Origin of the sequence: Acinetobacter sp. WC-743 (assembly GCF_000335555.1) — a bacterium.
GTDB classification, from domain to species: Bacteria; Pseudomonadota; Gammaproteobacteria; order Pseudomonadales; family Moraxellaceae; genus Acinetobacter; species Acinetobacter bereziniae.
Genome location: NZ_AMFQ01000013.1, coordinates 55,732 through 77,907, shown reverse-complemented (window position 1 = coordinate 77,907; position 22,176 = coordinate 55,732). Strand labels below are relative to the sequence as shown.

At 38.7% G+C, this 22,176-nt stretch carries 22 protein-coding genes; 11 read left to right on the top strand and 11 right to left on the bottom strand.

Annotated features, from left to right (window positions below; all coding sequences use genetic code 11):
- Positions 1–15: 15 nt before the first annotated feature.
- On the bottom strand, positions 16–1,023 hold the full coding sequence (locus tag ACINWC743_RS02085; protein ID WP_151776109.1) for a lysylphosphatidylglycerol synthase domain-containing protein: 1,008 nt from the start codon (positions 1,021–1,023) through the stop codon (positions 16–18).
- A gap of 107 nt (positions 1,024–1,130) precedes the next feature.
- Here ACINWC743_RS02085 and ACINWC743_RS02080 point away from each other — a divergent pair, with 107 nt between their 5' ends.
- From ACINWC743_RS02080 to ACINWC743_RS02070, 3 genes are read left to right on the top strand one after another with little or no spacing between them, the layout of a single operon-like run.
- The gene (locus ACINWC743_RS02080; protein ID WP_009584212.1) at positions 1,131–2,162 is read left to right on the top strand and encodes a glycosyltransferase family 2 protein; all 1,032 of its coding nucleotides are present in this window, start codon (positions 1,131–1,133) and stop codon (positions 2,160–2,162) included.
- The gene (locus ACINWC743_RS02075) at positions 2,159–3,784 is read left to right on the top strand and encodes an ArnT family glycosyltransferase (protein WP_009584165.1); all 1,626 of its coding nucleotides are present in this window, start codon (positions 2,159–2,161) and stop codon (positions 3,782–3,784) included. The genes ACINWC743_RS02080 and ACINWC743_RS02075 overlap by 4 nt, the downstream gene beginning before the upstream one ends.
- Positions 3,781–4,635: a phosphatase PAP2 family protein gene (locus ACINWC743_RS02070; RefSeq protein WP_035300042.1), complete on the top strand. Its 855-nt coding sequence runs from the start codon at positions 3,781–3,783 to the stop codon at positions 4,633–4,635. Before ACINWC743_RS02075 ends, ACINWC743_RS02070 begins: the two co-directional genes overlap by 4 nt.
- A 138-nt stretch (positions 4,636–4,773) precedes the next feature.
- Here the strand turns inward: ACINWC743_RS02070 and ACINWC743_RS02065 are convergent, their stop codons facing one another.
- Together ACINWC743_RS02065 and ACINWC743_RS02060 are read right to left on the bottom strand one after the other, a co-directional pair.
- Positions 4,774–5,226 carry an acyl-CoA thioesterase gene (locus ACINWC743_RS02065; protein WP_009584175.1) on the bottom strand — a complete coding sequence of 151 codons (453 nt, stop codon included), beginning with the start codon at positions 5,224–5,226 and terminating at the stop codon, positions 4,774–4,776.
- Between the two features lie 97 nt (positions 5,227–5,323).
- Complete coding sequence (locus ACINWC743_RS02060; RefSeq protein WP_004829291.1) at positions 5,324–6,724, bottom strand: Do family serine endopeptidase; 1,401 nt, start codon at positions 6,722–6,724, stop codon at positions 5,324–5,326.
- 225 nt (positions 6,725–6,949) lie between these two features.
- Between ACINWC743_RS02060 and nadB the strand changes: the two genes are divergently transcribed.
- Positions 6,950–8,593, top strand: coding sequence for an L-aspartate oxidase (gene nadB, locus ACINWC743_RS02055; RefSeq protein WP_009584216.1), 1,644 nt, complete (start codon positions 6,950–6,952; stop codon positions 8,591–8,593).
- A gap of 82 nt (positions 8,594–8,675) precedes the next feature.
- Here nadB and ACINWC743_RS02050 read toward each other — a convergent pair whose 3' ends face one another.
- The 8 genes from ACINWC743_RS02050 to pabC form a co-directional block, all read right to left on the bottom strand.
- The gene (locus tag ACINWC743_RS02050) at positions 8,676–9,452 is read right to left on the bottom strand and encodes a helix-turn-helix domain-containing protein (protein ID WP_009584217.1); all 777 of its coding nucleotides are present in this window, start codon (positions 9,450–9,452) and stop codon (positions 8,676–8,678) included.
- Positions 9,452–9,847, bottom strand: coding sequence for a hypothetical protein (locus ACINWC743_RS02045; RefSeq protein WP_009584173.1), 396 nt, complete (start codon positions 9,845–9,847; stop codon positions 9,452–9,454). Before ACINWC743_RS02045 ends, ACINWC743_RS02050 begins: the two co-directional genes overlap by 1 nt.
- Positions 9,848–9,961: 114 nt before the next feature.
- A complete protein-coding gene (locus tag ACINWC743_RS02040) occupies positions 9,962–10,837 on the bottom strand; it encodes a histone deacetylase (RefSeq protein ID WP_009584138.1) in 876 nt (291 codons plus the stop codon).
- 4 nt (positions 10,838–10,841) lie between these two features.
- The gene (locus tag ACINWC743_RS02035) at positions 10,842–11,831 is read right to left on the bottom strand and encodes a hypothetical protein (RefSeq protein ID WP_009584197.1); all 990 of its coding nucleotides are present in this window, start codon (positions 11,829–11,831) and stop codon (positions 10,842–10,844) included.
- Positions 11,832–12,006: 175 nt separating this feature from the next.
- Positions 12,007–12,423: a PaaI family thioesterase gene (locus ACINWC743_RS02030; RefSeq protein WP_010591279.1), complete on the bottom strand. Its 417-nt coding sequence runs from the start codon at positions 12,421–12,423 to the stop codon at positions 12,007–12,009.
- Between the two features lie 83 nt (positions 12,424–12,506).
- The gene (gene tmk, locus ACINWC743_RS02025) at positions 12,507–13,106 is read right to left on the bottom strand and encodes a dTMP kinase (protein WP_004829305.1); all 600 of its coding nucleotides are present in this window, start codon (positions 13,104–13,106) and stop codon (positions 12,507–12,509) included.
- A gap of 2 nt (positions 13,107–13,108) precedes the next feature.
- A complete protein-coding gene (gene mltG, locus ACINWC743_RS02020) occupies positions 13,109–14,176 on the bottom strand; it encodes an endolytic transglycosylase MltG (RefSeq protein WP_009584171.1) in 1,068 nt (355 codons plus the stop codon).
- The gene (gene pabC / locus ACINWC743_RS02015) at positions 14,169–14,990 is read right to left on the bottom strand and encodes an aminodeoxychorismate lyase (RefSeq protein ID WP_009584155.1); all 822 of its coding nucleotides are present in this window, start codon (positions 14,988–14,990) and stop codon (positions 14,169–14,171) included. Before pabC ends, mltG begins: the two co-directional genes overlap by 8 nt.
- A gap of 162 nt (positions 14,991–15,152) precedes the next feature.
- On the opposite strand from pabC, the gene ACINWC743_RS02010 reads away from it, so the two are divergent.
- The 7 genes from ACINWC743_RS02010 (at position 15,153) to ACINWC743_RS01980 (ending at position 22,105) form a co-directional block, all read left to right on the top strand.
- Positions 15,153–16,163 (top strand): sulfate ABC transporter substrate-binding protein, encoded by a 1,011-nt coding sequence (locus tag ACINWC743_RS02010; protein WP_035300052.1) that lies wholly within the window; start codon positions 15,153–15,155, stop codon positions 16,161–16,163.
- A gap of 41 nt (positions 16,164–16,204) precedes the next feature.
- Positions 16,205–16,810: an RBBP9/YdeN family alpha/beta hydrolase gene (locus tag ACINWC743_RS02005; RefSeq protein WP_009584152.1), complete on the top strand. Its 606-nt coding sequence runs from the start codon at positions 16,205–16,207 to the stop codon at positions 16,808–16,810.
- A gap of 81 nt (positions 16,811–16,891) precedes the next feature.
- Positions 16,892–17,725, top strand: coding sequence for a sulfate ABC transporter permease subunit CysT (cysT, locus tag ACINWC743_RS02000; RefSeq protein WP_035300041.1), 834 nt, complete (start codon positions 16,892–16,894; stop codon positions 17,723–17,725).
- The gene (cysW, locus tag ACINWC743_RS01995; RefSeq protein WP_009584164.1) at positions 17,722–18,618 is read left to right on the top strand and encodes a sulfate ABC transporter permease subunit CysW; all 897 of its coding nucleotides are present in this window, start codon (positions 17,722–17,724) and stop codon (positions 18,616–18,618) included. Before cysT ends, cysW begins: the two co-directional genes overlap by 4 nt.
- A gap of 10 nt (positions 18,619–18,628) precedes the next feature.
- Complete coding sequence (locus ACINWC743_RS01990; protein ID WP_004829320.1) at positions 18,629–19,690, top strand: sulfate/molybdate ABC transporter ATP-binding protein; 1,062 nt, start codon at positions 18,629–18,631, stop codon at positions 19,688–19,690.
- A 57-nt stretch (positions 19,691–19,747) separates the two neighbouring features.
- A complete protein-coding gene (locus ACINWC743_RS01985) occupies positions 19,748–20,677 on the top strand; it encodes a CysB family HTH-type transcriptional regulator (protein ID WP_004829323.1) in 930 nt (309 codons plus the stop codon).
- Positions 20,678–20,887: 210 nt separating this feature from the next.
- Positions 20,888–22,105, top strand: a complete 1,218-nt coding sequence (locus ACINWC743_RS01980; protein ID WP_009584117.1) for an outer membrane protein transport protein — start codon at positions 20,888–20,890, stop codon at positions 22,103–22,105.
- The last annotated feature ends 71 nt before the right edge of the window (positions 22,106–22,176 follow it).

The following is a 22,176-nucleotide window of genomic DNA, read 5'->3' as shown; positions in this document are numbered from 1 at the left end:
AGTTTCCCTTTCAATCTATTTCATCTTTTCCTGCTTTTTATTTGCCTTAGTTTTAGTTGTAAACCGAACATGAGCAGGGATAAATAACGCGATTAAACCGCCGAATAGTGTGCTGATGATTATCAGCAAATGCAATTGTACAGCGGCAAATAATAATGCTTTAGCTTCTGAGAGATTAAACAGTTTTCCAGTTGCCAAAATTGCGGCTTCATAGGTCCCAAGTCCTGCTGGGGCATGAATAGGTAATACAGAACTCAACTCACCTCCAATACTCACACCCACTGCTTCCCACCATTGCAATGGAATGAACCAGCCTAAAACAGCTGCAAAAACCATAATCTTGCTTCCCCAGCAGATGAGCGTGAATAACCAACTCCGCAGTAAACTGTTCAAATGTAATGGCATTGCCAATAAAACTTGTTCAAGTAAATTTTTCAATCGCCCCTGAGTATTGAGCTTTTCTGAATAACGTTTTAGCCACGGCGTAAAAAGTAATATTATTAATGGAGACGTGAACCATAAAACCATCCCCCCCCACAACCCTACATTATTGGAGTGTTTTAACAATAAAAGGGCAAAAAAACCCAATCCAAGCAGCACTTGTAAATCAAGTATTCTAAGCAGTAATAATCCCGCAGTCGCATAGCTAAGGCTTACAGTAAAATAACGTCGCATCAGTATAGGAAAACTGATTTCTCCAGAACGAAAAGGCAATAAGTTATTGAGTAGATTATGAATCAGCATGATTCGGCAACATGTCATCCTCTGCCCACGGGTGATGGGTAAAAAGAAATCATAAATTCGCCAACCTCGTATCAGATAAGTCATCTGCATCAGGATCAAAGCCATAATCAAATATTGGATAGGCACATGTGCCCAAGCCTCAAAAACTTGTAACCAACCAAACCACCATTCAATCACCGTACCATACAAAACGATGGCAATCATCAGTAACAGTTGTGGCAAATATTTGGGTCGCCTGCCAACTTGATTATTTATATTTGGATCTCTCTGTTCAGACACAGGCGCTACCTTTTGTTATTGTCATTAAAAAATCATGGAATCGTAATCTTTCAGTTAAATTTAACAATATATAATTCAAACACGAATCAATAACAATTACATCAGCTATGCATAACGCATTTTTATTACAACCTGAGGAAGAGCTATATCTACTTAAGCCCTCTTACTCATCTATTTTTTTCTCACTGATTATTCCTCTTTACAATGAAGAGGAAACCGTTGTCGCTTTAATCGACACCATACAACGGGCTTTGGGCACTCAACAGCAACCTTGGGAATTAATCGTGGTTGATGATGGTAGTTGTGATGCTACTGTAAACACCATTCAGCAAAAATTACTTCAAAGCCCTTTAAATGCACGACTGATTCAATTAAGCCGCAACTATGGGCAAACAGCAGCCATGCAGGCTGGAATTGACGAGTCTCAAGGGCAGTATATTGTGACGATGGATGGTGACTTACAGAACGATCCACATGATATTCCAGCCATGTTGCAACAACTGATCGATCAGGATCTTGATCTCTTGGTGGGGTGGCGTAAAAACCGACAAGACGCCTTATTGTTAAGAAAAATTCCTTCCTTACTCGCCAATCGATTGATTGGTCGAATATCAGGTCTACGCTTACATGATTATGGATGCAGCCTAAAAATATACCGTGCCGAAATTATCAAACAAATCCGTTTAGTCGGCGAAATGCATCGTTTTATTCCTCTGTGGGTTGCCAGTGTCGTTCCCGTATCACGTATTGGAGAGGTACCAGTACGTCACCATTCCAGACAATTCGGGCAATCCAAATATGGTATTTCTCGAACGATTCGCGTGATATTAGATTTAATGTCAGTGATGTTCTTTCAACGTTATCTCATGCGTCCTGGTCATTTATTTGGTTCAATCGGACTGCTCTTGGGCTGTATCGGTAGTGTGATGCTGACCTATCTGGCAATTGATAAATATATTCTGGGTCACTCCATCGGTACACGTCCCATGCTGCTCATTGGCGTGATGTGCGTGTTGATGTCACTACAATTTTTGATGACTGGTATTATCGCTGAACTGATTACTCGAACTTATCTAGACAGTAAAAATCATAAAAGCTATCTGATCCGTCGTGTTTACCAGCATCGGAGGGGGCAATGACAGGTCAGACATCAATATTAATCTCCCCGCTTTTTCAATCAACCCAAAAACTTTTTCAATCGCGTTGGTTAATTTTATTGCTCGCTTTGAATTTTTTAATAGGTTTGGGAAGCTCACCCTTATTTGATCTTGATGAAGGTGCTTTTAGTTCTGCGACCATGGAAATGTTAATTCGAGGCGATTATATCACCACCTATATGGGCGGTGAATTGCGCTTTGACAAGCCCATTTTGATCTACTGGTTGCAAGCCATTTCTGTCTTTCTATTTGGATTAAATGAATTCTCATTACGCCTTCCATCTGCATTATGTGCCACACTGTGGTGTTGGGCAATTTATGAGTTTTGTCGGCAGCTTTTAGATACCTCAAAAGCAGCAACAGCCTGTATCCTGCTTGCGAGTTCATTGATTATCTCAATTATCGCACGCGCAGCCACAGCTGATGCTTTGCTTAATTTATGGATCTGTCTTGCTTTATTTGATGCTTATCGTCATTTCAACCAACAGCATACACACTCTCAGGCTTCATCCAAATATGCTTTACGTGCATATATGTGGGTCGGCTTAGGTGTGCTGACCAAAGGTCCGATTGCTATTTTAATCCCTATTGCCAGCATCACAATTTACGCCTTATTAAGTAAAAAATTTAAAGCTTGGCAAGGTTTGCTGATCAATCCACTTGGATGGTTAATTTGCCTTACAGTTTTCTTACCTTGGTACATTGCTGAATATCTCGCACAAGGGCAAGCATTTATTGACGGCTTTTTCTTAAAGCACAATCTTTCTCGATTTTCCAATACGATGGAAAATCATGGTGGGAATTTACTTTACTACCTGCCTGTAAGTTTATTGGTTTTTATGCCTGTCACAGGTTTCTTTCTTCAGTTATTAAGTCATCTGCGGCTGTTTTTTTCTTCTTTTGCTTTAAAGCGTCTTGATTCACTCGATATTTTTTGCTGGAGCTGGTTTTTATTTGTGCTGATATTCTTCAGCTTTTCTAAAACCCAGCTTCCACATTATCTTTTATATGGTGTAACACCAATTTTTATCCTGATGGCAAAATATCGCGATCAACTGCGATCACGCTACTTAGTCGCATTACCCATCATTTTATTGATGCTGCTGCTGATTTTTCTTCCAGAAATTGGACAGTACATTATTGCGCATGAAAAGAAAATTGAAGTGGTGGCAATGGTCCGGGATGGATTACCATTTCTGGATTTGCAATATCGGCTTTCTATTTTTTTCGCACTCCTCCTCATACTCATCATTTTATTCCGTAGTCAATACGTGCTTTGGCTACGTCAGGTTTTAGCCAGCATCATTTTCAGTTTAACCATCATTCATGTAGTGATACCTACTTATGGATCTATTCAGCAGCAGCCTGTCAAACAAGCTGGAATATTTGCGCAGAAGATTACGCAACCCATTGTGATGTGGCGTCATGACATGCCCAGTTTCAGTATCTACTTACAAAAAGTTGTTCCTATACGAGAACCTAGATCTGGCGAGGTGGTTTTTACAGGTTTAGAAAATCTTCAAGCCTTTCCTAATGCAGAAGTTCTATTCAACAAAGGAGGTGTTATTTTAGTCAAACTTCCGAAAATGAAAGGAAGTTCATGATGATTCTATTCTTTATTGTTCCAATATTTTGCGTTTTAGCTTGGGAACTTATTCATCACTATTATGCAATCAATACGCCGCTTTTCTTAATGATCAATGGAATGCCACCACACTCAGATTGGTTTTGGCAAAATATAACCTTTATGGGAGATGGTTTAACGGCTTATGTCCTGTTGATATTTTTCTGTCGTCACAACGCTCATCTACTTTGGTTAGGTCTTCTTGCCGTACTCATTACTGGCTTAGGTGTACATGTCGTTAAACAATTCCTTGAAATTGTTCGTCCGATTACTTATCTAGGCATAGACAATGTTGAGATCATCGGAAAGACACTAAAATATCATAGCTTCCCTTCCGGTCATGCCGCAACAGCATTTGTACTGGCGGGTGTATTGAGTAAATATATTAAGCTCAATAGTTTTAGATATCACAGAGCATTTACTTTCTGTGTAATTTCATTGGCAACGTTGATCGCATTAAGCCGTGTGGTGGTTGGTGTTCACTGGCCATTAGATATTGTGATTGGTGCGCTGTGGGGATGGTATAGCGCAACAATCATCCTAAAACTGTCCTCAAAAACCAAACAAATTGGTCGAACTCGTTTTAGTGCCAATATTTTATATGCTTTAGCCGCAATCAGTGCAGGTTTTCTATGGCGTTTTGATGGTGGTTATCCACTTGCTTTAGGTTTGGCAAAATTATTATCTGTCTGTGCTTTGACCTACATTACCCTTATTCTAATCGAGCTAAATTTTCGGGTTAAATTGGTCTTTGATCACAGCTACCGCCCACGATTACGTTCAACGTCAATTCAACTACAGACTGTTGCTTTTGAGAAAAATAAATCTTAAATTTAAAGTTTTCACTCGCACTTGAATTTTACCTTTTTCTTTAACTTATAAAGCAATATTCAATCTGTAATATTTTATTGGATGAATTAATCCAAACTATTTTAATGATCAAACTCAAAACAAATCATGAGTCTTGATTCAAACTGTTACGATTGAGTCTAAATCATAAGGATCTATGTCTGTATTTATCGGTTGATAAGCCTGTATAAAGGTTGGTGACATACGCTTTGGACGACCTGTGGCAATTTCAATGCACGCCCATTTGGTATTGCCTGTAAATAGTAAAGTCCGATCTTTGGCATTAAAAAACGCATACTGACGGAAAGAATACAAGGCGTTAATATCATAGAGCCATGTCCGTAAAATGATCTTATCATCTAACATCGCTGCTTTGCGGTACTGCACATGATGTTCTACTGCCACCATAGCATGCTTCATTTCCAAATATTGATCTAAGCCTACACCTAAAGTTTCAATATGTGCTGAAGCCACATCCTGCATCCATTGCACATAGACAACATTATTCACATGACCTAAAACATCGATATGTTCTGGTTTAACTTGAAGAACCAAATCAAATACTGAGCTCATGTAAACGTTCCTTCTCTCTTGATCACTATTTAAAAAATCTGCTGCATTTTGACATAAAAAAGCCACTCTTAGAGTGGCTGATTCACATCAATTCGATTTATTGAATACGTAATCCAATCATCGCATGTTGCCCTTCACGCACAATTGCCACACGTGCAACGGTATTTTTCTGCAACTCTGCTACAGCATCCACGAAATCATTCGGTGTGTTGATTTTCTTATTATTCACTTGCGTAATCACATCACCTGGCAAGATTCGAGATTGAGCAGCCAAACCGCCTCGTGTTACATCTTGAATTAACACACCACCTTTCACATTTAAACGATTCTTTTCTTGCTCAGTCAAAGCACGAATCGCAACACCAATCACTGGACCTTTGTGAGGCTTAGCTGACGTTGTCGTATTATCAACTTTTGCTGGAGTATCATCAGGAGCAACTGTTAATGTTGCTGTAATCACTCTCGGCTTATCATCACGCAATACTTCAAGTTTCACGGATTGATTTGGTTGAGTACGATTCAAATAATTCAATAATTCTGAAGTACGTGAAATTGGTGAACCATTATATTTTAGGATCACATCGCCTGATTTAAAGCCCGCTTTTTCTGCTGGAGAATTTGGTGCCACTTGAGTAATCAATGAACCTTCGGGTTTATCCAACTTATACGCTTCTGCAAGATTTCGATCGATATCTTGTAACATTACACCAAGATATGAGCGTGTCACCTTACCATTCTTCTTCAGTTGGTCCACGACATCCATCGCGACATCGATTGGAATAGAGAATGACAAGCCCATATATCCACCCGTACCACTAAAGATACGTGAATTTACTCCAACCACTTGACCTTGTTGGTTAAACAATGGACCACCTGAGTTACCAGGGTTTAAGGCAACATCAGTTTGAATAAATGGAACAGAAGTTTCGCCCATCATATTTCGCGATTTCGCACTGACAATACCTGCTGATGCAGAATAGTCAAAACCAAATGGTGAACCAATCGCAAGTACAGGCTGCCCCACTTTAAGTTGATCGACATTGCCTACCGACAATGATGGGAAATTATTTCCTTCAACTTTAAGCAAAGCCACATCTGTACGTTCATCACTCCCCACCACTTTAGCATCAATTTCGCGACGGTCATTGAGCATGATGGTCACTTTAGAAGCATCTTCAACCACGTGATGGTTGGTGAGTAGATAACCATCTTTACTGATAAAGAATGCACTGCCATAAGCTGTTTTTTCTTGTGGCGCTCGCTGTTGCGGAATAATGATCTGATTACCAAAGAAACGTTTCAGAATTTCAGGCACTTGCTGCTGTAGCAATTCTTCCTGAGACAGTTTTTTCACAACGTTTACACTAACAACTGCCGGACTCACCTGTTCAACCAAATTAGAGAAATCGACAGGTGTTGAAGCTTGTACTTGTGATGTAGCCGCAGCGACAGTGAATACTGCTGCATACATTCCTTTTTGCATTAGACCATTACTCATTTATCACGAACCTACATCTGATGATTGTGCTTAAAAAATATTTGTAACATATTATTTGATGTCTTTGCGTAATAATATGTTTACATTTTTTTATAAAACAATACTTTACTTAAAATCATATTAAGAGACTGAGAATAGCCTATTTATACTAAAATCTGACGCATCTAACTATTGTAATTTGTTAAAAAAAAGAGTGTTATTAGCAAACATTTTTCAAATTAGCTGATGGACATGCCTAATTTAAACACAACTCATCAATTCGATGTGATTATTGTGGGTAGTGGCGGTGCAGGCTTAAGTTTAGCCTTATCCTTACCTGAACATTTCAATATTGCTGTTTTAGCAAAATCTACATTGACAGATGCAAGCACTTATTATGCTCAAGGTGGTGTTGCTGCTGTGCTTGATGAAACTGATTCTATTCAACAGCATATTGATGACACTATGATTGCAGGCGCGCATTTATGTGAGCTTGATGCAGTGAAGCATACTGTTGAAGGTGGACGACCTTCAGTCGATTTCCTGTTAAACCACGGTGTTCAGTTTACCTTAGATGAAGATGAGCAACTACACTTAACCCGTGAAGGTGGGCATTCTCAAAGGCGTATTATCCATTCAGCTGATGCCACTGGAAAAGCGATTTCAACCACCTTAGTTGAAAGAGCCCGTGAAAAGAAAAATATCGAAATTTTTGAAAACTACATTGCGATTGATTTAATCACTACACATAAGCTGGGGCACAAACAACAACAGAACCGAGCAGTGGGTCTTTATGCCTTAGATGAAAGCAACGAAAAAGTACATACGTTTTTAGCCCCATTTACCGCACTTGCTTGTGGGGGCGCTATGAAAGCTTATTTGTACACCTCGAACCCTGATATTGCGACTGGTGATGGAATTGCCATGGCATATCGAGCAGGTTGTCGTGTTGCAAATATGGAATTTAATCAATTTCATCCAACCTGTTTATATCACCCTCAAGCACGCTCTTTCTTAATCACTGAAGCGATGCGAGGCGAAGGTGCGTATTTACGTCTCCCTGATGGCGAACGTTTCATGTTACGCTTTGACGAACGTGCTGAGCTTGCTCCACGAGATATTGTCGCCCGTGCAATTGACTATGAAATCAAACGTCTAGGTATTCGGCATGTCTGGTTGGACATTAGTCATAAACCTAAAGAATTTGTCAAAGAGCACTTCCCTACCCTGTATGCTCGTCTCTTGGAGTTGGGAATTGATATTACTCAGGATATGATTCCAGTCGTACCAGCTGCACACTATACCTGTGGTGGTGTCGTTGTGGATGAAAACAGCCAAACAGACATTGCAGGTTTATATGCGATTGGCGAGACATCCTATACAGGTTTACATGGTGCAAACCGTATGGCAAGTAATTCTCTGCTGGAGTGTTTCGTATATGGCATGAGTGCGGCAAAAGATATTGAAGCCAAATTTGACCACCAATTTGAAAGCCCGAATGTTCCTGAATGGGATGCATCACAGTCGACAAATCCAGATGAGGATGTGGTCATCTTACAAAACTGGGATGAGCTACGCCAAACCATGTGGAACTATGTTGGTATTGTTCGTACCACGAAACGTTTGCAACGTGCCTTACACCGTATTGAAATGCTTAAAAAAGAGATTACTGAGTATTATCAAGACTACCATGTCAGTAAGAACTTGATTGAATTACGGAATCTGGTCATGGTTTCAGAAATGATCGTGCGCTGTGCGATGCAACGTAAAGAGTCACGGGGTCTACATTACACACTAGACTATCCTGAGCTTTCTAACGAGTTAAGAAAAACCGTTTTGACCCCTCCTAACTTTACGGTCGAAACCCCTTTAGTGAATGCTGAAGTTTAAAAAGGACAGTTAAATAGCCAGATAATTCTGGCTATTATTCATTTTTTGCATAATAACGCACTTGGGTTTTATTGATTATTTCTCATGATTGTCGCATATAGCTTTTTGGCGATAGATGCATAATTTTCTTAAACATGACGATAAAAGAACTATCACTGTCATAGCCCAATTTCATTGCAACTTGATGGACTGAATCCCCATCAGTCAACCATTGCAGTGCCATGACCACATGTAATTTTCGCCGCCATTGATTAATACTCATTCCAGTATTGTGATGAAAAATCCGTGTCAAACTGCGTTCGCTCATACAGCAACGACTCGCCCATTCAGCCAAATTTAGATTTTGATCTGGTTGTTTTAATAAATCATGCGCGATCTGTAACATACGCGAATCTTTTGGCATCGGTAAATAAAATATTGGGTGAGCAGTAGACTGTATTTCATCTAGCAAACAGTCCATTAAACGTCGATTGTTTTCTACAAATGATGTTTCAGAAAATGTTTCAACCCGTTCTAACATTGCATTCATTAAATGGGTCATTTGTAACATGGTACATGTGTGTGCTGAAAAATGCTGCAACACAGTATTAACAAATGCTACATAACCTGTTGAAATACCGTAACTACTGACTTTATGTAAGGTATTTGATGGAATCCATAAGGCATGCTGCGCTGGAACTACCCAAATTCCTGATGGTGTTTCAACCGTAATTAATCCGCTTGTAGTTGCCAATAACTGACTTTGCTCATGTTGGTGAGAAGCAAGTTCCCAGTCTGGAACTTGCCGATCGATTTTTAATACAAATAAGGGCAAATTATGCTGATCCAATTGTGAATGGAAGGTTTCATTTTGCATCATTATTCGCCCATTTTTCTCCTGAGCACAGCATCAATTATTTTATTCGCTTGTTGATGATTATCGACAATAAACATCGGATAACCTGAGAACTTAATAAAATTATTGGCAAACTTTTGAGTTTCCAAGCGAATATCTGCATCTGGCTCAATATGGATAAATGCTTTAACGTATTGTGCCAAAATCTCACGTTTTGACTTTACCCAAGCAGCAACCTGTTTACGTGCCTCGTGATCCGCCTTTTGTGCAGGAAATGCGCCTTCACTGAGAAAGACAAATGTTTCTTTTCGGCTAAGTAATGATTCATATATGGCAATGGTTTCACTGACTGAAACGGCATCATCGGGTCGGAAGCTCACAGGGATGATTGGAAAATTTTCTAAATTTTGGATAAACATGGCATGGCTCCTCAAATAAGAATAATTATCATTTTATTGTGCTCACATGAATACACATTACCCAATTGAGCCAAAAAATAGGGTAATCCAGCCAAATTTTTATGAATTTTATCTTTATGGTTTTTTATAATAAATCTGATGTGCTGTATGAAAAGTTTGAGCATGTAAATTGACCAAATCCTCAAGCTTCTGATATCCACCTGCCAGCACAAACATCAGTGGAATTCCTTCCCGCTTCGCAAGATTAAATACCATTTCATCGCGTTTTTGAATTAACTCTGTACTCAACCACGCTGAACCGTAAGGATCTGCTTGATGGCAATCCATGCCTGCTTGGTAAATAATTATATCAGCCTTCCACTCATTGGCTCGTTGAAAAGCCTCATGTATCGCCATGGTATACTGCGCAAAACTCCCATGCTTCGTATGTACATGGCGACTTTCGGCACGTTCATACGTTGGATAGCCAAATGCCAAACCATAAATGCTAAAATTATATAAATTCTCTAATCTTCGGGTAAATTCAGCAGTTCCATCGCCACCATGCTGATCACAATCCAAAATAAAGATTCGTTTATTCGCAAAATGCTGCGCAATCAGTGCCAAGCCATTGAAGGTACAATATGAACCGCCATAGTCATAATTGGCGTGATGAAAACCTTGTGCAATATTGGCTGCAATACCATGTTGAAAAGCCAGCTCCGTCGCCAGTATTTGCCCACCATTGATGGACAAAACTGCATCTCGTAATTGTTCATTCCATGGTTTAAAACCAGCAAAAGTTGCAAGTTTAGTCGGTTGTCCTGTTAAAAATGCCTCAACATATCTTGGGGAATGCAAGGCTTTTAAAATTTCTGGATCTATAGGTTGGGGTTCGTGAAATTTAAAATGATTGAATTGTTGTAATTGCTCAGCAACTGCAACAAGTTTTTCCATGCTATTGGTATGTGTTTGAGCAAAATAGCGCGATGAAAAACAAACATTTAACATAAAGTTATCCGAGACTAGCGACTCTCAATTGTGACAATGCAACGTCATTCAGCTGTTTAATTAAGGTTGTATCAGGACTAAATAACCCATTATTCACTTGTTGTTCAAAATGGGTGGTGAATGCTCTTTTCCGATTCTCAGGTGAGATCGCTAAAGTAGTCAATCGTAAAAACCAAAAACCCTGAATTTCTTTATATGGAATGATATAACCTTTGAATTCTTGATTAGGCACTTTATTGTCAATTTGTTCAATATCATATTCTACCGAAAATAAAGAACCAACTGGAATGCGAATACCATTCATGATTAAAGGTTGTAAGTTGATACAGGAATGATCATCCCCCATATTCATTTTTTCAATCAATAATGGGCGGTTTTGTTCATCGATAAAAATATTGATTGAACCTTGTCTCAGCATTGAACGGTGCGCGATTTTCAGGAAAAAATTTTCAGCCATTGGACAAGAACCTACTTTAGGTTTTCCCGCTAATGTTTGGATTTCAACATAACCTGTTTTCTCGGCTGTTTTCGGTAAAATCACATCTTCCAGCATACAACAAATGATTTGGCTTTCTTCAAGTTCAGCCTGCTGAAATAATTTTCTTAAACTTGCTTGGGTCGTAACCTCTTGCTCAACAAGGACTCTAAAATCATCATTTTTTTGTTGCTGCGGGTCAGCGAGAAAGTTTTCAATTGAGCGGTTTTGATCTAGATTATGCCAATCCTCAATATCAAAACCATAGATATTTTTTTGATCAATAATTTTCTTTAATCTTTTAAAGTCATAGTCTTGAAATATTTTTAAATCCGTCGCTTCAACGTTGTCACGAGGAAAATTAATATACTCAGCCAAGACTCGAGTTGCTTGTGTGTATCCACAACCTCGGCGTTCCGTCTGATGCGAATAGTGTTCATTTAACATCTCTGTCAATTTATTTGATAAGGGAAAAACATTTTCCTTAAACAAACGAACGACTTCATGATCTGATGACATATTCTCTATTCCGTTTTATAAAATGATTTAATTTTTAAAAATAAACTATTTATTATGAATAAATTAGCATTATCCCCGAGATAACTCAATATAGCATCTCAAAGCGAATTCCAGCTAGATTAAATGATATATTTCACCTAATAAATGAAGTATTTGTGCTTTTTATACACGTTGCTTATTTTTGTGGAGGAATTGAATATGTTCCAGTGACATGAGCAACAGGATCATCTGAATCTAAAGAGTAAATCCATACCTCACCGACAACTAGAGCTTTACCGACCTTCATTAATTTACAAACACCACGAATATCTACACCGCCAGTAGGCTTACGTAGAAAATTGATATTCATATTGGTCGTTACAGCCAAGCCAATTAATCCGATTTCTCCTAAAATCGCCACATATAAGGCAAAATCAGCCAATGCCATCATGGTTGGACCTGATACTGTTCCACCTGGGCGAATGTCTTGATCACTGACATGCCAAACCAAAGAAGCACCTTTTTCAGTCACTTCTTCGATTTCACAACGCGCTAAGCTTGGTGAAAAAAATTGCTGTAAAAATTCAACGATTTCAGTTTTTGTACTTTTCATCATTCACGTCTTTATATCCTTGACCTAAAACAATATAAAGACTTTTGAGATTGAAAACATCAGAATAAATGAATCAATTACAGTTATTTTAGGTAGCGCAAAGCTTCTGCAAAGACTTGCTCTGGTGTTTGAGTAGCATCTAAACGTTTCATTCTTTGCGCATCACGTAAGTGAATTTCAGAAAAGCCACTACGTACAGACTCAAAGAACACCACTTTTTCTTGTTCAAAACGATCTAAAGCGCCTCGAGCTCGTGCACGATTCATCCCAAGTTCAATCGGTGCATCTAACCAAAAAGTAATATCTGGCATTTTAGAAACAAAATTTTGATTTAACAGTTGTAACTTTTCCCGACTTAAACCACGACCAGCGCATTGATAGGCAAAACTTGAATCGACAAAACGGTCGCATAATACAATTTTGCCTTGTGCCAATGCAGGTAATATCACAGCTGCCAAATGTTGCGCGCGTGCTGCATACATCAACAATAACTCAGTATCATGGCTCATTTGCTCTTCATGATTTACAGACAGCAACAATGAACGGATTTGCTCAGCTAAAGGTGTGCCACCAGGTTCACGCGTTAAAACAACTTGTTTACCTTGCTGTTGAAAATGTTCATACAATTTTTGGATGAGTGTGGTTTTTCCTACCCCTTCAGTTCCTTCAAAACTTATAAACATACTCATTCCTTAACTTTAGATCGCATAACTTCAATATATTGTTGTACCGCACGATTATGGTCATTTAAATTTGAGCTAAATTTATGACCACCATTTCCAGTTGCAACAAAATAAATATTTTCAGAATCATCTGGATGCATTGTCGCTTCAATCGCTTTTTTACTTGGTAGCGCAATCGGCGTAGGCGGTAAACCATTTATCGTGTAGGTATTATAGGCGGTTGGCGTACGCAAATCTTGTTTTGAAATCTTACCTGTATATTTATCCCCCATACCATAAATTACGGTTGGATCCGTTTGTAAACGCATTCCCAATTTCAAACGGCGACAAAATACACCAGAAACTTGCCTAAGCTCACTGTCGACACTGGTTTCTTTCTCTATGATCGACGCCATAATCAAGGCTTCATATTTTGTTTTATAAGGTAAGTTTGGTGCGCGTTTTTCCCAAGCATCATCTAAGATTTTCATTTGACGCTGATACAAATCTGTCAAAATCTGCTTATCGGTAGCCCCTTTATCAAAAAAATAGGTGTCTGGCGCAAACAATCCTTCTGGATGCTCATAAGGAATACCCAATACTTTTAGCATCTCGCCACGAGGAAGCTGAATCACCGATTTTTCAATCAATGGATCTTTATTTAAAGATTGAATCAGTTGCTTTGCCGTTGTACCTTCAATGACCAAAAGTCGACTCATTTGAGCATTTTCAATATTTGACACCATTTCTAAAACTTGGCGTACACTCATGCCTTTGCTGACTTCATAGACTCCAGCTTTCATGGTATCGTGAATGAAAATCTTACGATACAACTTTAAAATAATTGGAAAATTGACTTTATCTTCTTTGGCTAAATCATCAATAAAACCTGTATAGGTTTCTCCGTTTGTAATGGAAAGCTTTTGTTTCGCTCCAGAAACTGGGTAGCTTTTAAAAAGACTCATTTTTAAAATAATGCCAATGATGACTAAAAAAACCACCACAAAAATTGCAATGCCTTTATAGATGTTCGTGCCTGCTTTGGCTTGAGTCTTCTTTTTAGATTTGGGCTTAGATTTCGCTTTAGGCATGAGAATTAAACTGACTTAAATTTAAAGTGTTAAATAACTCAACACAAGGTTGAGTGTCTAAATTCAGATGATTCAATGTTGTCACCGCTTTCATTGGACTTAATGCATTACAGAAAAATAAACTCTGAATATACTTAATTTCATCCATATCAATAAAACGTTGTTCACAGGAAACACCATCATGTTGCATTCGTGACAATATTTCAGCACGCATCACCCCATGCACACCATTATAGCGAAGTTCAGGGGTAATCCATGTATTGTTTATTTGAAAAAAACAATTACTGCTGATCCCTTCGACAATTGAACCTTGCACATCGGTCACCAGTGCTTCTATCCAGCCATTTTGTTGTGCTTCTTTTTTTAGCATGACCTGTTCTAAACGATTCAATGTTTTCAAACCCACTAAATTGGGCATTAATAAACCAATCGCCTGATTTAAAACACCACTTTGAATAAATTCAGGTTGAAAATGACTGGTCGCTTTTGGGTAAAACATCAAATAAAAATCAGCATCATGATCAGGCATCGCATAACCACGATCCCCCTCACCTCGACTCAAAACAAGTTTGAGCGTCCCGTTTAAAATACTAAATTGTTGCTTGAGTAACGCCAAGCTTTGATCCAAAAGCTCAAAATCAAAATTTAGATAAAGTCGTTCTGCCGCCAATTTTATTCGTGCACGATGCAAAGACTCCAGTTCAAAATTTCCTTGATGAAATCTGGCTGTGGTAAAGCAACCATCACCATAATGAAATGCTCGATCCAAAAGTGGAATAGAATCAATTTGTTGAGCATTTTTAAAACAGATCATTACACAATTTCCTGTGGCTTTACCCAATTACATTTTGAAACATACATAACATCTATTTCTCTTTTATTCATATAAAATTCGTTTTTTATTATTTTTTATGAATAAAGACTCGCATTATGCTTACACCATCTTACCGAACTTCAGAAATAAATGGGGCAAAAAATGCAGTTCTCTAAACTTAAATTTGCTGTAGCAGCAGCACTGATTTCAACCACATCTTTCAGCGTGGCAGCAAAAGATTTTTTAAACGTATCTTATGATCCAACACGAGAATTGTACGATAACTTCAACAAACAATTCGCGACATTCTGGAAGTCTAAAACAGGGCAAGACATTCAGTTTAAACAATCTCATGGTGGTTCAGGCAAACAAGCACGAGCAGTGATTGATGGTTTACAGGCTGATGTGGTTACCCTTGCTTTAGCAGCAGATATTGATGCGATTGCACAAAGTACCAATTTATTGCCAAAAGACTGGCAAAAGAAATTTCCTCAGAACTCAACACCATATACATCTACCATCGTATTCTTGGTGCGTAAAGGTAATCCAAAAGGAATCAAAGACTGGGGTGATTTGGTTAAGCCGGGCGTAGAAATCGTTACACCAAACCCGAAAACATCGGGTGGTGCACGTTGGAACTATTTAGCAGCTTGGGCTTGGGCAAAGCATAAATATGGTTCAGATGCAAAAGCGCAAGATTTTGTTCGTCAAATTTATAAACAAACCAAAGTGCTTGACTCAGGTGCGCGCGGTGCAACAACCACATTTGCCGAACGTGGCATCGGTGATGTGTTATTGGCTTGGGAAAACGAAGCTTATCTGTCTACCCGTGAGCAGCCAGGTAAGTTTGAGATCATCACCCCATCATTATCGATCTTGGCTGAACCACCAGTGGCGATCGTAGAAAAGAATGCTGAAAAAGACGGTAATTTAAATCTAGCGAAAGCTTATTTAAACTATTTGTATTCACCTGCCGGTCAGGAAATTGCCGCTAAAAACTTCTATCGTCCTCGTAATGCTGCGACATTGCAAAAATATTCAACCACATTCAAGCCATTGAAATTGGTAACAATTGATAAAGAGTTTGGTGGCTGGACAAAAGTTCAAAAACAACACTTTGACAACAATGGTGTATTTGATCAAATTGTTAAAGCCAATGCGAGTAGTAAATAACTGATCTCAATCAACTTAAACTAAAAAACAGGAGCACCGACATGATTCACACCATTATTGTTCCGGGCGTTGGTGGAAGCGATTACGATCACTGGCAGTCTAAATTACAACGTGAACTCATGTCATGCTCTCGTGTACAGCAACAGGATTGGAACTTACCTATATTAAAAGACTGGGTTGCTGAATTTGTCAGAACTGTATTGAATGCGCCTCAGCCTGTTCAAATTGTTGCACATAGTTTTGGTTGCTTGACGACTGTTGCAGCTTTGGCACAACATCCTGAAATTACCACTAAAGTGAGAAAAGTTATTTTAGTTGCACCAGCTAATCCTACACGTTTTGGTGAAGCTGGTTTTGCTCGAAACAGTATTGGCAATTATGAAAATTATTTTCAAACCTTAAATATTGCTGTTCCAGCTGAAATGATTATTTCTGAAAATGACCCTTGGTTAGACTTTGAAGATGCTCAAAAATTGGCGCGTGCTTGGAAAATCAAGCCAAGAAATTTAGGTCAAGTCGGTCATATCAATGTTGCTTCAGGTTTTGGACATTTTCCAGAAATATATGATCACTTAATCATAGAGCAACAAAAAATCTTTATGAGTAATACTGATGATACCAAGTTGTTTTTTAAATTTGCAATTTAACCATTGCCTTTTAAGCTTGCAAAAATCGTTTTAAATTTGCTTATTGATTTCAATAAGCTTTCTCTCTTTTGAGGAGTCATCATGTCGCAGCGATCCCGAGTGCTGCCAGGTTTTGGTCTTTCACTAGGCTTCACCCTAGCGTATCTATCTTTAATCGTACTGATACCACTTTCTGCCGTATTCATAAAATCATTAGGCGTAGGTTGGGATGGTTTATGGGAAATCTTGAGCTCTGAACGTATTTTAAAATCATTACAGCTCAGTTTTACCACCGCTCTCATTGCAGCCTTGATCAATGTGATTTTTGGTTTTTTATTGGCGTGGTGCTTAGTCCGTTATTCATTTCCAGGCAAACGTATAGTCGATGCTCTAGTCGACTTACCTTTTGCTCTACCTACCGCTGTTGCAGGTATTGCTCTGACCTCTTTATATGCCTCAACCGGCTGGATTGGACAATTGCTTGAACCATTAGGGATTAAAATCGCCTATACATCTCTGGGTATTACCTTAGCCCTGATTTTTATCGGAATCCCTTTCGTTGTACGCACAGTGCAACCTGTATTGAGCGACCTTGAAACAGAACTGGAAGAAGCCGCTTCTGCACTCGGTGCTAATCGTTTTCAAATCGTGACTAAAATCATTTTACCTATTCTCTTCCCAGCATTGTTAACCGGTTTTGCCTTAGCATTTGCACGGGGCGTTGGTGAATATGGTTCAGTTATTTTCATCGCAGGGAATATTCCTTACGAAACTGAAATTGCACCATTGATGATTATTACCCGTTTAGAAGAATATGACTATGCTGGAGCAACCACCATTGCTGTGGTAATGCTTATTATTTCTTTCTTTATTTTACTACTGATTAACTTGATTCAGGCTTGGGCAAGTCGCCGTACAGGGAGAACTGCTCGATGAGCTTAAATACCAACAGCAATGCCTTGGCTGAAAAGCTACAATCTCGTGATGCAACCCGTGAACCAATATGGGTGCGTTATACCCTACTTATTATTGGGTTAATCTTCTTCCTGAGTTGCTTAGTTCTTCCTTTAGTGCTGATTTTTGTTGAGGCATTGAAACAAGGAGTTCAGGTTTATTTCGCATCATTGATCGATCCATACACTTTATCTGCCGTGAAACTCACCTTACTCACCGCAGCAATTGCCGTTCCACTGAATGTTATTTTTGGTGTTACTGCCGCATGGTGTGTCGCTAAATTTAATTTCCGTGGCAAGTCTATCCTCACCACGATTATTGATGCTCCATTTTCTGTATCACCAGTGATTGCGGGTATGATGCTGGTATTGATCTTTGGTTCGCAAGGTTGGATTGGGTCATGGTTAATTGAACATGACATTAAAATTCTATATGCCACACCTGCAATCATCATTGCCACCGTATTTATTACCGTTCCATTTGTTGCCCGTGAATTAATTCCACTCATGGAAGCTCAAGGTACAGAGGAAGAAGAAGCGGCAATTGTACTCGGCGCATCAGGTTGGCAAACCTTTTGGAAAATCACCATTCCCAACATTAAATGGGGGCTGATCTACGGCGTAATTTTGTGTAATGCCCGTGCAATGGGTGAGTTTGGTGCAGTGTCGGTCGTATCTGGGCATATCCGTGGTGAAACCAATACTTTACCCTTACATATTGAAATTTTATATAACGAACCAAATTCGATTAGTGCTGCTTTTGCGGTTTCGACCTTGTTAGCATTTTTGGCAATTATTACCCTTATTTTAAAAACCTGGGTTGAATATCGCCAAGAAAAACAAGACCGTGAAAGTAAAGAATCTACTGTTTCTTAAGGAATTGCACATGAGTATTCAAGTTAAAAATATTGAAAAAAACTTTGGTGCATTCCATGCACTTAAAAACATCTCTCTGGATTTTCCAGAAGGTCAACTGGTTGCCTTACTTGGACCTTCAGGTTGTGGTAAAACCACACTACTTCGTATTATCGCCGGTCTAGAATCAGCAGATCGAGGTCAAGTGATTCTTGAGGGTACAGACGCAACCAATATTCACGTACGTGAACGTCAGGTGGGCTTTGTATTTCAGCACTATGCTTTATTTCGCCATATGACTGTGTATGACAATATCGCATTTGGTTTACGTGTTCGTCCTAAATCAACACGCCCGAATGAAACTGAAATTAAAAAACGTGTTACACGTTTGCTGGATCTGGTTCAATTGGGTTTCTTGGCAGATCGCTATCCTGCGCAACTGTCTGGTGGTCAACGTCAACGTATTGCTTTGGCACGTGCCTTAGCCGTTGAACCTCGTGTGTTGTTACTGGATGAACCATTCGGTGCACTTGATGCCAAGGTCCGTAAAGAATTGCGTCGTTGGCTCAGAACCCTGCATGATGAATTGCATATCACCTCTATTTTTGTGACCCATGACCAAGAAGAAGCATTGGAAGTCGCCGATCAAATCGTGGTGATGAATAAAGGTGATATCGAACAGATTGGCTCGCCACGAGAAGTTTATGAGAAACCAGCAACACCATTTGTCTTTGACTTTTTAGGTCAAGCGAATCGATTTGAAGGTGAGAACCATCAAGGTATTATTCAAATTGGTGATGATCGAATCCAACTGCCTTCAACGCAAAATACGGCTGATGGTAAAGTGATTGCTTTTGCTCGACCAAATGAATTGAGAATTCACGCACAACCGACTGAAAATGCAATTCAAGCAACCTTCTTACGTGAATTATGGATTGCCGGTAAAGTCATGGCAGAGTTACAAGATCGCCAAGGACAACTGATTGAAATTGCTTTAAATCCAGAAGAAGCAAAATTACATCAATACAGACCAAATCAAACAGTTTGGGTAAGTGCATCTACACTTCACCTATTTGAAAATCAAGTCGCGTAATCGTCGACAGGATGAGTACTCCCCACCTACTCATCCACATTTGAGGTATGGAACATCATGAACTTTCAACAATTACGAATTATCCGAGAAACGGTTCGTCAAAACTACAATTTAACTGAAGCTTCAGCTGCACTTTACACATCTCAATCAGGTGTCAGTAAACACATCAAAGATTTAGAAGATGAATTAGGTGTGCAACTGTTTGTTCGTAAAGGCAAACGCCTATTAGGCTTAACAGAACCAGGACAAGCCTTGCTCAGTATTGTTGAACGTATGTTGATTGATGCTGACAACATTAAACGTCTTGCAGATGACTTTAATAAAGTCGATGAAGGGACATTGACGATTGCAACAACACATACCCAAGCACGTTATGTGTTACCCCCAATCGTGAATTTATTTAAAAAAGCATTTCCGAAAGTGCATTTGATTTTACAACAAGCCAGTCCTGTTGAAATTTCAGAAATGTTACTTTTAGGTTTGGCAGATATTGGTATTGCGACTGAATCACTGACAACCGAAGAAAACTTGGGAAGCGTGTCATTCTATAATTGGAAACACAGCATTATTACCCCTCAAGACCATCCACTGACTAAACTTAATCCTAAAGACATTACTTTAGAAAAATTGGCTGAATATCCAATCATTACTTATCACGGTGGTTTCACAGGTCGTTCAAAAATTGATAAAGCCTTTGAAGATGCCAATCTTGATGTTGATATCGTGATGTCTGCACTGGATGCCGATGTGATAAAAACCTATGTTGAGCTTGGCATGGGTGTTGGTATTGTCAATGATGTGGCTTACGATACAGAACGTGATCATCGTTTAAAACAAATTGATACTGATATTTTTGGTTTAAATACCACTTGGATTGCAGTACGTAAAGGTCATTTACTGCGTGGTTATGGTTATGAGTTTATTTCACTCTGCTCACCAGAGGCGGATATTAAAGCCTTAAAGAAAATCGCCTACCCTGAAGATTAAGTTTATACAAGAAACTTAATCAGCCAAACAGATAAGAAAGAGCGCATTTTTGCGCTCTCTCTTCATTAAATTAAAATATCCAAAAGCACAACGCATATTCTTAAGAAAAACTAAAACTATTGATTTTATTTATTATTTATCAAAAGAGAATCTTTTTAGTATAAAATTTAGTCTAAATCATATTTTAATATTGTCATTTTGGGGACAAGGATGAATTATCAGATCTGGGGTTTAGCCATCGGGGGCGTTATTCCTCTATTTAGTCATGCCGCAGGTATGGAAAAATCTGATCAATCCGTCCGCACTTTTCTTGAACCGAATCATTACCTAGAACTATCTTATGCTGAGCTTTATGCTGATGTATCTGGACAATTACCTCAACACGAACAATTAAAACAACAAGGTATTGATGATTTTTCTACAGGCAACTTGGTCAATACTTATCATTTCGTCAATGCAGCAGCAAAATTACAAATCGCACCACAGTGGTCATTTGGTTTAATCTACGACCAACCTTATGGTGTTGACATTGCTTATCAATACCGCCCTCAGACTAATCATGAAAAACAACTTTTAGAGTCTGGTCAATTTAATTTTGATAGTCAAAATCTCACCATGTTGGTGGGTTATCAACCTACTACTCATTGGAATATCTATACTGGAGCGGTTTATCAACAATTTGAAGGCGAATTAAATATTTTTGGTGCAAACTATTCAGCACTGAGTGGCTATCAGGCAAAATTTAAGCAAAGTGCTGGTCATGGATGGTTAGCAGGTTTAAGTTATCAAATTCCAGAATATGCCTTAAAAAGCTCACTGACTTATCGATCTAAAATCAATCATCAATCAGCAGTGACAGAGTATATTTCTGGGCAAAATTTAACAGTAATTCCGTTTGAAAAAACGCGAATTTCTACACCACAATCTGTCAATTTAGAAATTCAGTCTGGTTTAACAGAAAACAATATTGTCTATAGTCAGCTTCGTTGGGTCAATTGGAAAGACTTTGAAATTCAGCCTAGACAATTTGGTGCTGTGGTTGATTATGCAGTTCAACAATATCCTGAATTAATCAAACCATTCAATCTGATTGACTATAAAAACAATCAATGGTCTGCAAAACTCGGTATTGCCCATATGCTTTCAGATCAATGGCTTACCACAGCTGATATATCATGGGATTCGGGCAGTGATAATCCTGCTGGAACGCTCAATCCTTCTGACGGCTTTTATGCATTAGGCTTAGGTAGCTTATATAACATCAATAAAAGCAGTTTTATTTCCTATGGCATCAAGTATTTTCGATTTAATAAAGCAAAAATTGCAGATTTGGATGCCAATAGCCCAATCACTCAAAATTCTACTTTATCCGAAGTAGGTCGAAATACTGCATTTGCACATGGAATTCGTATTGGGTACCGTTTTTAGCTTAGTTTGATCATTTATTCTATACATAAAAAAACGAGCCGAAGCTCGTTTTTTCTATACAAATCCCGAAT

Coding starts and splice junctions, on each gene's coding strand:
- ACINWC743_RS02065 (WP_009584175.1), bottom strand. CDS start 5,226: ATGAGCTCAGTATTTGATTTGGTTCTTCAAGTTAAACCAGAACATATC.
- ACINWC743_RS02045 (WP_009584173.1), bottom strand. CDS start 9,847: ATGTTTATCCAAAATTTAGAAAATTTTCCAATCATCCCTGTGAGCTTC.
- ACINWC743_RS01990 (WP_004829320.1), top strand. CDS start 18,629: ATGAGTATTCAAGTTAAAAATATTGAAAAAAACTTTGGTGCATTCCAT.
- ACINWC743_RS02040 (WP_009584138.1), bottom strand. CDS start 10,837: ATGTTAAATGTTTGTTTTTCATCGCGCTATTTTGCTCAAACACATACC.
- ACINWC743_RS02010 (WP_035300052.1), top strand. CDS start 15,153: ATGCAGTTCTCTAAACTTAAATTTGCTGTAGCAGCAGCACTGATTTCA.
- cysT (WP_035300041.1), top strand. CDS start 16,892: ATGTCGCAGCGATCCCGAGTGCTGCCAGGTTTTGGTCTTTCACTAGGC.
- ACINWC743_RS01985 (WP_004829323.1), top strand. CDS start 19,748: ATGAACTTTCAACAATTACGAATTATCCGAGAAACGGTTCGTCAAAAC.
- pabC (WP_009584155.1), bottom strand. CDS start 14,990: ATGATCTGTTTTAAAAATGCTCAACAAATTGATTCTATTCCACTTTTG.
- ACINWC743_RS01980 (WP_009584117.1), top strand. CDS start 20,888: ATGAATTATCAGATCTGGGGTTTAGCCATCGGGGGCGTTATTCCTCTA.
- ACINWC743_RS02070 (WP_035300042.1), top strand. CDS start 3,781: ATGATGATTCTATTCTTTATTGTTCCAATATTTTGCGTTTTAGCTTGG.
- ACINWC743_RS02005 (WP_009584152.1), top strand. CDS start 16,205: ATGATTCACACCATTATTGTTCCGGGCGTTGGTGGAAGCGATTACGAT.
- cysW (WP_009584164.1), top strand. CDS start 17,722: ATGAGCTTAAATACCAACAGCAATGCCTTGGCTGAAAAGCTACAATCT.
- mltG (WP_009584171.1), bottom strand. CDS start 14,176: ATGCCTAAAGCGAAATCTAAGCCCAAATCTAAAAAGAAGACTCAAGCC.
- ACINWC743_RS02030 (WP_010591279.1), bottom strand. CDS start 12,423: ATGAAAAGTACAAAAACTGAAATCGTTGAATTTTTACAGCAATTTTTT.
- tmk (WP_004829305.1), bottom strand. CDS start 13,106: ATGTTTATAAGTTTTGAAGGAACTGAAGGGGTAGGAAAAACCACACTC.
- ACINWC743_RS02050 (WP_009584217.1), bottom strand. CDS start 9,452: ATGATGCAAAATGAAACCTTCCATTCACAATTGGATCAGCATAATTTG.
- ACINWC743_RS02035 (WP_009584197.1), bottom strand. CDS start 11,831: ATGTCATCAGATCATGAAGTCGTTCGTTTGTTTAAGGAAAATGTTTTT.
- ACINWC743_RS02060 (WP_004829291.1), bottom strand. CDS start 6,724: ATGAGTAATGGTCTAATGCAAAAAGGAATGTATGCAGCAGTATTCACT.
- ACINWC743_RS02075 (WP_009584165.1), top strand. CDS start 2,159: ATGACAGGTCAGACATCAATATTAATCTCCCCGCTTTTTCAATCAACC.
- nadB (WP_009584216.1), top strand. CDS start 6,950: ATGGACATGCCTAATTTAAACACAACTCATCAATTCGATGTGATTATT.
- ACINWC743_RS02080 (WP_009584212.1), top strand. CDS start 1,131: ATGCATAACGCATTTTTATTACAACCTGAGGAAGAGCTATATCTACTT.